General features: G+C 64.6%; 11 protein-coding genes. All 11 read left to right on the plus strand.

Going from position 1 to position 12,821, the window contains the following annotated elements:
* Nucleotides 1–95 precede the first annotated feature (95 nt).
* The 11 genes from YU3_RS0116285 to YU3_RS0116340 all read left to right on the plus strand — a co-directional run bounded on the left by YU3_RS0116285 (nt 96) and on the right by YU3_RS0116340 (nt 12,753).
* On the plus strand, nt 96–3,527 hold the full coding sequence (locus tag YU3_RS0116285) for an SPOR domain-containing protein (protein WP_027167256.1): 3,432 nt from the start codon (nt 96–98) through the stop codon (nt 3,525–3,527).
* A gap of 133 nt (nt 3,528–3,660) precedes the next feature.
* Nucleotides 3,661–4,680, plus strand: a complete 1,020-nt coding sequence (gene nagZ / locus YU3_RS0116290) for a beta-N-acetylhexosaminidase (protein WP_027167257.1) — start codon at nt 3,661–3,663, stop codon at nt 4,678–4,680.
* A 62-nt stretch (nt 4,681–4,742) separates the two neighbouring features.
* Nucleotides 4,743–5,543, plus strand: coding sequence for a ScpA family protein (locus YU3_RS0116295; protein WP_051333970.1), 801 nt, complete (start codon nt 4,743–4,745; stop codon nt 5,541–5,543).
* The gene (gene scpB / locus YU3_RS0116300; protein ID WP_027167259.1) at nt 5,540–6,295 is read left to right on the plus strand and encodes an SMC-Scp complex subunit ScpB; all 756 of its coding nucleotides are present in this window, start codon (nt 5,540–5,542) and stop codon (nt 6,293–6,295) included. The genes YU3_RS0116295 and scpB overlap by 4 nt, the downstream gene beginning before the upstream one ends.
* A gap of 179 nt (nt 6,296–6,474) precedes the next feature.
* Nucleotides 6,475–6,693, plus strand: coding sequence for a twin-arginine translocase TatA/TatE family subunit (locus YU3_RS0116310; RefSeq protein WP_027167260.1), 219 nt, complete (start codon nt 6,475–6,477; stop codon nt 6,691–6,693).
* A gap of 83 nt (nt 6,694–6,776) precedes the next feature.
* Nucleotides 6,777–7,373 carry a Sec-independent protein translocase protein TatB gene (gene tatB / locus YU3_RS36640; protein WP_036258665.1) on the plus strand — a complete coding sequence of 199 codons (597 nt, stop codon included), beginning with the start codon at nt 6,777–6,779 and terminating at the stop codon, nt 7,371–7,373.
* Nucleotides 7,370–8,233, plus strand: a complete 864-nt coding sequence (tatC, locus tag YU3_RS0116320) for a twin-arginine translocase subunit TatC (protein WP_027167261.1) — start codon at nt 7,370–7,372, stop codon at nt 8,231–8,233. The genes tatB and tatC overlap by 4 nt, the downstream gene beginning before the upstream one ends.
* A 106-nt stretch (nt 8,234–8,339) precedes the next feature.
* Complete coding sequence (gene serS / locus YU3_RS0116325; protein WP_027167262.1) at nt 8,340–9,644, plus strand: serine--tRNA ligase; 1,305 nt, start codon at nt 8,340–8,342, stop codon at nt 9,642–9,644.
* Between the two features lie 4 nt (nt 9,645–9,648).
* Nucleotides 9,649–10,407 carry a 5'/3'-nucleotidase SurE gene (gene surE, locus YU3_RS0116330; RefSeq protein WP_027167263.1) on the plus strand — a complete coding sequence of 253 codons (759 nt, stop codon included), beginning with the start codon at nt 9,649–9,651 and terminating at the stop codon, nt 10,405–10,407.
* A gap of 13 nt (nt 10,408–10,420) precedes the next feature.
* Entirely contained in the window at nt 10,421–11,074 is a 654-nt protein-coding gene (locus tag YU3_RS0116335; RefSeq protein ID WP_027167264.1) for a protein-L-isoaspartate(D-aspartate) O-methyltransferase, read from the plus strand.
* A 170-nt stretch (nt 11,075–11,244) separates the two neighbouring features.
* Nucleotides 11,245–12,753: a LysM peptidoglycan-binding domain-containing M23 family metallopeptidase gene (locus tag YU3_RS0116340; RefSeq protein WP_027167265.1), complete on the plus strand. Its 1,509-nt coding sequence runs from the start codon at nt 11,245–11,247 to the stop codon at nt 12,751–12,753.
* The last annotated feature ends 68 nt before the right edge of the window (nt 12,754–12,821 follow it).

A 12,821-nucleotide genomic window follows, 5' to 3' on the forward strand; every position in this document is an offset into this window, starting at 1 on the left:
AAAAAACCTGTCACCTTTTGCCCACATTGCGCTGGTAAGGGCCAACCCTGCGCGACGTCCATGGCGTCCGACTGTGTGCGAGTTCGGGAACAATAATGGCAGACAGAACCCCGCTGAAAGTAACCGACCACAACGATATCGCCGACGACGATCCGTTCGCGGAGCTGACCCGGATCATGGGTTTCGATCCGCGCCAGCCCGTCAGGCAGCCGGCCCCCGAGGCCGAGAAAGCCGTGCCGGCTAATCATGGCGCCGAGGAAGGCGATTTCGACATCGACCTCGAGAAGGAGTTGATGGGCGAATTCGATTCCGTCGAGGAAAGCGCGCCGGTGGCTCAGCAGGCTGTCCTGCATCAGATCAGCAATGAGCCGGCCTTCGAGGCTGCCAGCGTCGCCGCGAATGACGACGAGTTGACCGCGTCCTTCGAACAGGATTTCGTCTTCGACGACGCGGCCGATCATGCCGACTTCGCCGTGGCTCGCGCACCGGAACCGGATTTCGCTCTGGCGCCGCAAGTCTTGCCGACGCCCCAAGTCGCGCCGGAACCGGCAGTCGAGCCGGAAGTCGCGTTTGACGATGATTTCGACAGGGCGGTCGCAAGTTCGCTCGATGTCTCGCCGCTCGAAGACGATCTGCCGATCGATCAGGAAATGGCGGCTTCGCTGGACCAGGATTTCCAGCTCGACCATCACGAGCCGGCCAACCTCGACTATCACGAGCCGGCTGACGCCCACCAGGGTGCCGCCGAAGCGGTGCAGGCCGCGAGCGAAGGGGCGTTCGACGCCGATTTCGACAACGCGGTCCAGATGTCGCTCGAAGACGAGCTGTCGTTTGAGAGCCAAGAGTTTGATAGCGAAGAGTTTGAGAGCCAAGAGCCGGAGCAGGATGCGCAGTCCGTCGAGCCGGTTGAAGCTCAGGCGGCCGCCCCGCTGATTTCCGAAGAAGATTTTGCCGGTCAGTTCGACCAGGCGATGACCGATGTCGACATCAATCTCGGCCAGGATCTTGGCCAGGATCAGGATGTTCAAGAGCCGGAGCTGTCGATCGACGACGAGCCGGCACCGATGGCGCCGATCGAGACGGAGCATTTGGCCGTTGAGCCCGAGCTTGCAGAGCCTGATCTTGCCGCCGCGCTGTCTCTTGATGACGATTTCGAACTGAGCTTCCGCGATGCGCTGGGCGAGGAGCCGCAAGCTCCGGCCGTCGAGTCCTCGGCGGTGCGTGCGGCCGCGGTCGAGCCGGCTCCCGTCGTCGCTGCTCCGGTTCCGCCGGTCGCTGCCGTCGAGCCGGCAAAGCCTGCCGCCAGCGAGCGCAGCCTGGAAGATGAGCTCAATGCGCTGCTTGGCGCCATGACCGCGCGGCCGATGCCGACAGTCAAGGAGCCTGCTCCGGCGCCACGGCTGGTTGCGCAACCTGCCAGCTATGAAAGCGAGAAGGCCGAGGCCGACAATCTCGATTGGGATCTCGACGAACACGAGCCGGTGCAGAGCGGCCAGGGCGTCCAGCCAGCCGAGGGCAGCCTGGACGACCTGCTCGCCAGCGAGCTCGATCAGCAGGATTTTGCAACGTCGGCCAAGGCTGAACCTTCCGGTGCCGAGCTGGGTGTCGATTTCGACGACGACGCTTTCGGTGCGGCTTTCGACCGGAGTATCGAGGCCGAGCAAGAGGCCGCCGCCAGGGCGAAGTCTCTGGAAAATTCGTCCGATTGGCTGCATTCAACGTCCGTCGAGCAGACAAAGTCGTGGGGCCGTTCGACCCCGACTACAGCCCCCGCAGTGCAAGCTTCGTTTGCCGCGCAGCCGGCGCCCTCGACGCCGTTGCAGATGGCAGCGCCTGCCTATCGCAGCGAGCCGGCAATGGATTATTCCGCCTATGCCGAGCCGGCGCAGGCGCCTGCGCCGCAAACCCACCAGCATGACGACATGCCGGATGTAGAGACCGTCGATGTGCCGGAGCGCGTGGTCGCGCTCGCCGACGACCTCGACATTCCGGAGCTCAGCTTCGAAGAGGACCAGCCGGCCGCAGCCGCATACGACGATCTCGATGCGGAATTCGCCAGCCTGCTCACCGACATGAACGCGACTGAGATCGCATCGGCGCCCGCACAGAGCCGGGGCTATGGTGACGAATCCTACAATGCGGGCTTCAACGGCTATGACCGTCGCGACTTGCGTTCCGAGGCCCAGGCGGCTCCGGTGGCCCCGGCTGCGTTTGCCGTGGCGAACGATCACGACGCTGACGACCTGCCCGGCAGCCGGCCGGTTTCGCAGTCGGACGGTTTCGCTGCCGACGAGCTCGACTACGATCCCGATCTCGAAGAAGCGATGGCTATCCCCGGGCTCGGCGAGCGCGAGGCGGCACAGCCGCGCCGGCGCGGTATGATGATCGCGGGGCTCGTCGGTGCCGTGGTGGTTCTCGGCGGCCTTGGTGCGCTTGCCTTCTCCTTCGGTGGCAAAGGCGGCAGCGAGGCTCCGGTGATCGTCAAGGCCGACAATTCGCCGATCAAGGTGAAGCCCGAAAATCCGGGCGGCGCGGTGGTGCCGAACCAGGACAACAAGGTCTATGACGCGGTGGCCAAGGGTAGTGGCGCGGCCAAGCCCGCCGAGCCGGCGCAGCAGAAGCTGGTGAACACCACCGAGCAACCCGTGGATTTGGCATCGAAGGAACCGCCGCCGAGCCGGGTGGTCGATCTTTCACCCAGCGATACCGACGCTTCGGCTGGCGCCAATACCGCCGACAGTCCTGACGCAGCGTTGCCCGGCGTCGCGCAAACGGCCGTACCTGCTCGCGACACCCAGGCGGCCGCGCCGGAAAGCGCGCAGCCCGCAGCGCCGGCGCCGAAGTCGGAAGACCGCATCGCCCAGGTGCTGCAGCAGGATGCCGACAACACCGCCAACAACGACGTCGTAGCCGTCGCACCGCGCAAGGTGAAGACCATGATGGTGAAGCCTGACGGCTCGCTGGTGGCGCGTGAGGACCCGGCTCCAGCCGCGCCGCCGAAAGTCGCAGCGGCCGAGCCGAGCGATCCGGCGCCGCAGCATGTCGCGGCGGCCTCCGATGGCCAGCAGACGGGCACCGTGGCTTCCGACGCGGACCAGGCCGAGCCACCGGCAGTCAAGCCGGTGAAGCCCGCGAAGAAGACCGAAGCCAAGGCGCAGTCGGCCAACACACCGGCAACGGTGCCTGTGGCGCCGGCACGCCCGTCCGACCAGCCGGTCGATATCGTCGGCGAGGTCAAGCCGGACCAGGTCGCTTCCATCGATCCGGCGGTAGCGGCCGGCGGCGGCTCGTGGTCGATGCAGATCGCCTCGCAGCCGACGGTCCAAAGCGCGCAGTCGACGTATCAGGACCTGCAGCGCCGCTATGGCGGCGTGCTCTCCGGCCGGACCGCCAACATTGTCAAGGCCGAGGTCGCGGGCAAGGGCACCTTCTATCGCGTCCGTGTTCCGGCCCAGTCGCGCAACGATGCGATCGCGCTTTGCACCAGCTACAAGGCGGCCGGCGGCAACTGCTTCGTATCGCGCTGATCGATTTCAGCTTCTAAAGAGCCGGCGTCGCCTAAGGCCGCGCCGGCTTTTCGTTGTGGACGGTTGTGGGCTTTGGCTGGTGCGAGGCCAGGGGTGATTCCCTTTGCCCGGCCAAAGCCTTAAGCTTGCGAGCATGAGCGAATCAAAATCCATGATCCTCGGCTGCGCCGGGAAATCCCTCACCGAGGACGAAATCCGCTTCTATCGCGACGAACGTCCGTGGGGCTTCATCCTGTTTGCACGCAACATCGGCGAGGCCGGACAAATCCGCGACCTGGTGGCCGCTATGCATGACTGTGTCGGTCGCCCGGACGCTCCGGTCTTCATCGACCAGGAGGGCGGCAGGGTGCAGCGCCTGCGTCCGCCGCTGGCGCCGAACTATCCGGCCGGCGGCGCGCTTGGCGCATTGTGGCGCGACGATCGTGAGGCCGGCCGCCGCGCCGCCTGGCTGATGGCGCGGCTGCATGCCTTCGATCTTTCCCGCCTGGGCATCACCGCCGACTGCCTGCCGGTGCTCGACGTGCCGATCGAAGGCGCCAGCGACGTCATCGGCGCGCGCGCCTATGGCAAGGAGCCCAATTCGGTGATCGAGCTTGGCCGGGCTTCGGCCGAGGGGTTGATGTCGGGCGGCGTGCTGCCGGTGATGAAGCATATTCCCGGCCATGGCCGCGCCTTTGCCGACACGCATTTCGCGCTGCCGACCGTCGATACACCAATCGAGGAGCTGCGCCGGCATGATTTCGCCCCGTTCAAGGCGCTCAACCAACTGCCGATGGCGATGACAGCGCATGTCGTCTATAGCGCCGTCGACCCCGACAATCCGGCGACGACTTCCGCCAAGGTCGTCAATCAAGTGATCCGCGGCGAAATCGGCTTTGACGGGCTCCTGATGAGCGACGACACCTCGATGAAGGCACTTTCTGGGGATTTCCCGACAAAGGCGGCCTCGATCCTTGCGGCGGGCTGCGATCTCGTCCTTCACTGCAACGGCGTTTTCGAGGAGATGTCCGGGATCGCGTCGCGCACCACGGCGCTGTCCGGCAAGTCCTTGCAGCGCGCCGAGCGGGCGCTGACCTATATAAAGAACCGCGATGTCGCCGACGAAATGGCGATACGCGCTGAATTTGCCACCTATTTCGAAGCGGTGGCCTGAACCGAAGGGACGAAAGGCAAGTGGCGGAGACATTGGAAAGCAAGGCCGCGAAGGCCGCACCGATGGACCGTCTGTGGGCCGAGAACGACGATTCACGCCTGACCGGCGACCCGTCGCTGGTCGTCGACGTGGCGGGCTTCGAAGGTCCGCTCGATCTTCTGCTGCATCTTGCCCGCAACCAGAAAGTCGATCTGGCGCGCATTTCGATCCTGGCTTTAGCCGAGCAGTATCTGGCCTTCGTCGAGAAGGTGCGGGTGCTCAGACTGGAGCTTGCCGCCGACTATCTGGTGATGGCGGCGTGGCTGGCCTTCCTGAAGTCGAAATTGCTGATCCCGAAGCAGCCGGGCGAGGAGGGCGAAAGCGGCGAGGAACTGGCGGCGGTGCTGCAATTCCGGCTGAAGCGTCTTGAAGCCATGCGCGACGCCTCGGCACGCCTGGTGAACCGCAACCGTCTCGGCCGCGATGTCTTCGCGCGCGGCATGCCGGAAATGGTCATCATCGAGAAGCGCAACAGCTTTTCGGCCTCGCTCTACGATCTGCTCACCGCCTATGCGCAGCAGCGCCAGAAGCAGGCGATCAACAACGTGACGATAGCCCGGCGCGCCGTGTGGTCGCTGAAGGATGCGCGCGAGGTGCTGGCAAGGCTGATCGGCACCGTCAGCGACTGGACCACGCTCGACAGCTTTCTGATCGAGTATCTGGCGGCGCCGGAAGAGAAGCGCACGGCGATGGCCAGTTCCTTCGCGGCGACGCTCGAAATGGTGCGTGAGGGCAGTTTGGAAGTGCGGCAGGATCAGGTGTTCGCGCCGATCTATCTGCGCGGCCGCGCGCAAGGGGTCAGGGCAGTCGAGGTGGTATCATGAGCGAACGCGCCAACGCTTCGGTGATCCCGTTCAAGGTCGATGACGAACCGGAAGAAGAGATGGCCGAGCAGGGCTCCCCCCAGAACCCCGCCGAGCGGCTGCAGCTGTCGGAGGCCGTGCGCATGGCCGAGGCGATCATTTTCGCCAGTGCCGAGCCGGTGAGCGAAAAGCAGCTTGCCGCGCGCCTGCCGGACGGCGTCAACATCGCCGCGGCAATGGCCGACCTGCAGGAAATCTATGCCAAGCGCGGCGTCAACCTGGTGCGGGTCGGCGATGCCTGGGCCTTCCGCACCGCCGGCGACCTGGCTTTCCTGATGAGCCGGGACTCCGTCCAGCAAAGAAAGCTCTCTCGCGCGGCGCTCGAAGTGCTGGCGATCATTGCCTATCACCAACCGGTCACACGCGCCGAGATCGAGGACATCAGAGGCGTCGAAACGTCGAAGGGCACGCTCGACACGCTCCTGGAAACGGAGTGGGTCAGGATGCGCGGTCGCCGCCGTACGCCCGGACGGCCGGTGACCTATGGCACCACGGATGCTTTCCTCGACCATTTCGCGCTGGAGGAAATCCGCGATCTGCCCGGCATGGAAGAGCTGAAGGGCGCAGGACTGCTGTCGACGCGCATGCCGGCCAATTTCTCGATGCCGGTGCCGCCGGCCGATCCCGACGCGCTCGCCGAGGACGAGGACGCGCTGACTGATATCGACCTCGAGGAACTCGGGCTGCTGACGCCACGCGTCACCGACGACTGACTATCAAATCGCCGCGAATGGTCTATTAGCAGAGACTGCGCGGATTGGTAGCAAGACGCTCACGCTGAAAGTGCGTGACATCCGCTAGCCATTTTATCAACTTCATGGCGGTTGTGTTTGAATCCCCGAGCGAAAACGCATAGATCAACGCCAGGGAAAACATTCGAGAGAGATTGGCTATGGGTTCATTTTCGATTTGGCACTGGATGATCGTGCTGGTCATCGTGCTTCTGGTGTTCGGCCGTGGCAAGATCCCGGAACTGATGGGCGACATGGCCAAGGGCATCAAGAGCTTCAAGAAGGGCATGGCTGACGACGACGCCGACGACAAGCGTACCGTCGAGCATCGCGCTGACGAGACTGTTTCGCCGGCCAAGGAAAAGGTCAGCAAGAGCTGATCTCGGTTGTTGCTTTGAGTAGGCCGTTGTCCCAAAACCGCTTCGCATTTTTGGGCGGCATGCACTCGTCGGAATAGATTGCCATGTTCGAAGTCGGTTGGAGCGAGCTGCTGGTGATCGCGGTCGTCATGATCGTGGTCGTCGGGCCTAAGGATTTGCCCAACATGCTGCGCACCTTCGGCCGCACCGCGGCGAAATTGCGCGCCATGGCCGGCGACTTCCAGAAGCAGTTCAACGAAGCATTGAAGGAAGCCGAACTCGATGACGTGAAGAGTTCGATCGACAGTCTTCGCGGCCTCAATCCGATGAACGAGGTGCGCAAGCAGCTCAATCCGTTCGAGCAGGCCGCCGCCGATGTGCGGGCAGGCGTCGATACGATGATGAAGCCGAAGCCGGCCACCGATCCGGCGGCGCCGGCGGCAGAGACGCCGCAGGCCGCCGAGTCGCTCAAGAATGGTGCGACGGACATGCCCGGCATCAACGGAACCGAGATCAACCCGGCGGCGCCGACCTTTCCGGCCATGACCGACGCGTCCGTCACTGCACCCGTTTCGGAAACCGCCGCGCCGGCTCCGGCCAAAGCGGCGGCGCCCACGACCAAGACAAAGCCCGTTGCCGCGAAGAAGCCGGCCGCCAGGAAGACAACTGACGCCAAGAAGACGGCGGGAGCCGCCAAGTGAGCGTTTCGGACAAGGAAAAGGAAGAAATCGAGAAATCGTCGGCGCCGCTGATCGAACATCTCATCGAGCTGCGCCGCCGCCTTATCTGGTCGCTGGGCGGCTTTTTCGTCGCCTTCCTCGTTTGCTTCTTCTTCGCCAAGCGGCTTTTCAACCTTTTGGTCGTACCGTTCAAATGGGCGACGCAGTGGGCAGGCCTCGACCCGCACAAGGTCGAGCTGATCTACACCGCGCCGCAGGAATTCTTCTTCACGCAGGTGAAGCTTGCCATGTTCGGCGGCATGGTGATCGCCTTCCCGCTGATCGCCACGCAGATCTACAAGTTCATCGCGCCGGGCCTCTACAAGAACGAGCGCAGCGCCTTCCTGCCGTTCCTGATCGCGTCGCCCATCCTATTCCTGATGGGCGCCTCGCTGGTCTATTTCTTCTTCACCCCGATGGTGATGTGGTTCTTCCTGGCCATGCAGCAGACAGGCACCAATGACCAGGTGCAGATCTCGCTGTTGCCGAAGGTGTCGGAATATCTCAGCCTGATCATGACGCTGATCTTCTCCTTCGGCCTGGTGTTCCAACTGCCGGTGGTGACCAGCCTCTTGACGCGCGTCGGCATATTGTCGTCGCAGGCGCTGGCCGAAAAGCGCAAATGGGCGATCGTGCTTTCCTTCGTCGTCGCCGCGGTGCTGACGCCGCCCGACCCGATGAGCCAGTGCGGCCTCGCTATTCCGACCATCATTCTCTACGAAGTCGCCATCTGGTCGTCGCGCATGATCGAACGTAGCCAGGCACGCGACCGCCTGGCGCGCGAAAAGGCGGAGGCGGGGGGGTCGGTCGCGAGCGATACGCCGGACGCCTCCTCGACCTAGCCAGAGCCGGTCAAGCCGGGAAAATCGCGGCAGCCCGCATAGCCGCCGTCTTGCATCGATGGCGGATGCGGTTTACGCCCTCGATCCTTACTTTTGAGGATCGACCATGCTTGATACCAAATGGATTCGCGATAACCCGAAGGCCCTTGTGGAGGCGCTGGTGAAGCGCTCGTGGTCGGCGGACGAAGCGCAGTCCACGGTCGACGATCTGGTCGCCAGGGACGAGGCACGGCGTTCGCATCTCAGCGAGTTGCAGGTCAAGCAGGAGCGCCGCAATGCGGCCTCCAAGGAGATCGGCAACGCCATGCGTTCGGGCGATGCGGCACTTGCCGAAAAGCTCAAAGCCGAAGTCGGCGACATCAAGGCGTTCATCCAGAATGGCGAGGCGCGCGAGCGCGAGCTCGACAAGGCGCTGGATGACGCGCTCGCGGTGCTGCCCAACGTGCCGCTGGACGACGTGCCGGTCGGCAAGGACGAGCACGACAATGTCGTCAAGCGCATCATCGGCGAGTTGCCGACGCGCCCGAACTGGGTGAAGGAGCATTTCGAGATCGGCGAAGCGCTCGGCATGATGGACTTCGAGCGGGCGGCGAAGCTGTCGGGCTCACGCTTCACGGTGCTGAAGAGCCAGCTTGCGCGCATGGAGCGCGCGCTCGGCCAGTTTATGCTGGACCTGCACACGACCGAGCACGGCTATGAGGAGATCATCCCGCCGCTGATGGTGCGCGACGAGGTGCTATTCGGCACCAACCAGCTGCCGAAATTTGAGGAAGACCTGTTCTTCACGCCGCATGGTGATGGGCGCCTGGGCCTGATCCCCACGGCCGAAGTGCCGCTGACCAACCTAGTACGCGAAGAGATCACCGCGCACGAAAAACTGCCGCTGCGCTACACGGCGCTGACGCCGTGCTTCCGCTCGGAAGCGGGCTCGGCCGGCCGCGATACGCGCGGCATGCTGCGCCAGCACCAGTTCTACAAGGTCGAGCTGGTCTCGATCACCGACCAGGAAAGCTCGATCGCCGAGCATGAGCGCATGACGCAATGCGCCGAGGAAGTGCTGAAGCGGCTCGGCCTGCCGTTCCGCACCATGACGCTCTGCACCGGCGACATGGGGTTCGGCGCGCGCAAGACCTATGACATCGAGGTCTGGCTGCCCGGCCAGAACGCCTATCGCGAAATCTCGTCCTGCTCGGTCTGCGGCGATTTCCAGGCCAGGCGCATGGATGCCCGCTACAAGGACAAGGACGGCAAGGGCAACCGCTTCGTGCACACGCTCAACGGCTCGGGCACAGCCGTCGGCCGCGCTCTCATAGCTGTCATCGAAAACTACCAGAATGAGGATGGCAGCGTAACCATTCCTGAAGTGCTGCGGCCTTACATGGGTGGTCTCGCCAAGATCGGTCCGAAGTGAATCCATGCGCATTCTCCTGACCAATGATGACGGCATCCACGCCGAGGGGCTGGCGTCGCTGGAACGCATCGCCCGCACGCTGTCGGATGATGTCTGGGTGGTCGCGCCGGAGCAGGACCAGTCGGGCTATGCGCATTCGCTGTCCATCTCGGAGCCACTACGGTTGCGCAAGATCGGCGAGAAACATTACGCCGTGCGCGGCACGCCGACCGACTGCGTCATCATGGGCACGAAAAAGATCCTGCCCGGACCGCCGGACCTCATCCTATCCGGCGTCAATTCCGGCGCCAACATCGCCGACGACGTGACCTATTCCGGCACCGTGGCGGGCGCCATGGAAGGCGCGCTGCTCGGCGTGCGCTCGATCGCGGTGAGCCAGGCCTATTCCTATGTCGGCGAGGACCGCGTCGTTCCTTACGAGACGACGGAGGCGCTGGCACCGGCGCTTCTGAAGAAGCTGATCGCGGCGCCGCTGCCGGAAGGTGTGCTGCTCAACGTCAATTTCCCGAACTGCGCGCCCGACGAGGTGGCAGGCACCGTCGTCACCGCACAGGGCAAGCTGGTGCATAGCCTGTGGGTCGATGAACGGCGCGACGGGCGCGGCCTGCCTTATTACTGGCTGCGCTTCGGCCGCGAGCCGGTCGAAGGCAAGAAAGGCACGGACCTCCACGCGCTGCGCAACCGGCTGGTGTCGGTGACGCCGCTGCAACTCGACCTCACCGCCCATGAACTCCGCGACCAACTGACCAAGGCGTTGTCATGAATGAGGTTTTGGCATGAACATGGCCATCGACGACCGTGAAGGGTTCGCCGCTTTCCTGCTGCGGCTGCGGGGCAGGGGTACGGCGCCGAAGGCGCTGGTCGCCGCCTTCGAGGCGACGCCGCGGCGCGGTTTCCTGCCGGCCCAGTTCCACGCGATCGCCTGGTCGGACGGCATGCTGCCGATCGAATGCGGCGAGGCGATCGAGGGCGCCGATCTGCAGGCGGCCGTGATCGCCGCGCTCCAGGTCGAGCCGGGCAACCGCGTGCTCGAGGTCGGCACCGGCTCGGGCTACACGGCCGCGGTCATGTCGAGGCTTGCCGCGCGCGTCATCACCATCGACCGCTACAAGACCCTGACCGAGCAGGCAAAGCAGCGCTTCGAGGCGCTCGCCATAACCAACGTCATCGTCCGCCAGGCCGACGGTTCCAATGGCCTGCCCAACGAAGGGCCGTTCGACCGTATCGTCGCCTGGGCGGCCTTCGAAAGCCTGCCGCGCTTCCTGCTCGACCAGTTGTCGAGCGGCGGCATTGTCATCGCTCCGATGGGCCCGGAGGAGGGTGAGCAGGTGCTGGCCAAGCTCACCAAGGTCGGCAGCCGGTTCGAGCGCGAGGACATCGGCATGGTCAGGCTACAGCCGATACTGCGCAGCGTCGCTGCGGTGATCTAGGGCAAGCCGATATTCAGGTGATGCCGGCCTGACCTGAATCTCAGCTCGCCCCGACGCCGGCCCAAATATTTTAAGAAAATTTTCGCCGGATTCTAATGGGTTAACCGGCCAGTAACATTAACGCGCTTTAATCATGGCCAGTTTGTACCGGGTCTGTGCGGGTTAGTGCGATGCAATTCAATCACTTGAAGGCAAACAGACGCAATCTGGCGCGCGGTTGCGCGGTGCTCATGATTGCGGGCGCGGCGGCCGGGTGCAGTTCCCAGTCGATGCGTTTCAACGGTGTCGATGACGTCTTCACGTCATCCACCAACAATCAGCGCGCCATCATCAACAAGCAGAATGCCGACCAGCCCTATCCGGGCGACACGGCCGCGCCTGCGCCGGTCGACCGCACTCACACCCAGTCGGTGAGCCGCTCCAGCCTCGACCCGGTCACGGCCCAGCAGCTGCCGCCTCCATCGGCGCCGGCTTCCGTCAAGCCGATGCGCACCGCTTCGGCTCCCGCCCTTGCCCCGGCTCCAGCCCTTGCGCCCGCGCCGCATGTCGACAGGGCGACCACCGGCACCGTCGCGCCGGCCAAGCCGTTCAAGACCGCCGAGCCCGATGCCGTGCGCAATGCAAGCGCCACGCCGCACGCGACCGAAATCGTGGTCCGGGATGGCGAAACGCTTTCGGGCCTGGCGGCGCACTACCACGTGCCGGCCGACGCCATCGCCAAGGTCAACGGGATCGATCCGAAGAAGGGCATCCGCAGCGGCCAGAAGATCGTCATCCCCGCCTATGCCTATTCGAGCAAGGCGGAGCCGAAGGTCGCCGAGGGCAAGCCGGTGAATACCCCGAAGCAGCCTGCCGGCGCGCCGGAAAAGGTCGCGGTGCTGCCGCAGCAGCCGAAGATCAAGGACGGCAAGTCGGCTGCCCAGGTCGATACGTCGGCGGCGGCCGCGGGTTCCAAGAACCCCAAACCCGCGCCGCAGGTAGCTGCGGCCAAGCCGGCCGGCGCTGGAGGCACCTATACTGTCCAGCAGGGCGATTCGCTGTCGTCGATCGCCAGGAAGACCGGCGTCAGCGTCGTGGCGCTGAAGCAGGCCAACGGCATGCAAGCCGGGCTGCTCAAGATCGGCCAGACACTCAAGGTCCCGGCCGGCGGCACTGTTGCCGCGGCCAAGCCTGCTGCGGTCGATCCGGTGACGACGGCAACGACGCAGCCGCCGGCGAAGAACACCGAGACGCTTGCCTCCTACACGCCGCCGAAGAAGGATGCCAAGGTCATCCAGCAGGCCGAGGATGACGACGCGGTGGCGCCCGACGCGACCGGCATCGGCAAGATGCGCTGGCCGGTGCGCGGCCGGGTGATCTCCGGCTTCGGCTCCGGCAAGGACGGCGTCGACATCGCGGTGCCGGAAGGAACGCCGATCAAGGCGGCTGAGAACGGCGTCGTCATCTATGCCGGCGACGGCCTCAAGGAGTTCGGCAACACCGTTCTGGTGCGGCACGAGAACGGCCTGGTCACCGTCTACGGCCACGCAAGCTCGATCGAGGTGCAGCGCGGCCAGAAGGTCAAGCGCGGCCAGGAGATCGCGCTGTCCGGCATGAGCGGCACCACCGACTCGCCGAAGCTGCACTTCGAAGTGCGCAAGAACTCGGCCCCGGTCGATCCGTCCGGTTATCTCGAATAGAACAAGAACCCTTGCGGGCCGTCTGACCTCCAGTCCGGCCCGCCGTCTCCAGCCCGCTCCGAAAGGGG

Source organism: Mesorhizobium sp. WSM3224 (genome assembly GCF_000427725.1).
Classification (GTDB): Bacteria; Pseudomonadota; Alphaproteobacteria; order Rhizobiales; family Rhizobiaceae; genus Mesorhizobium.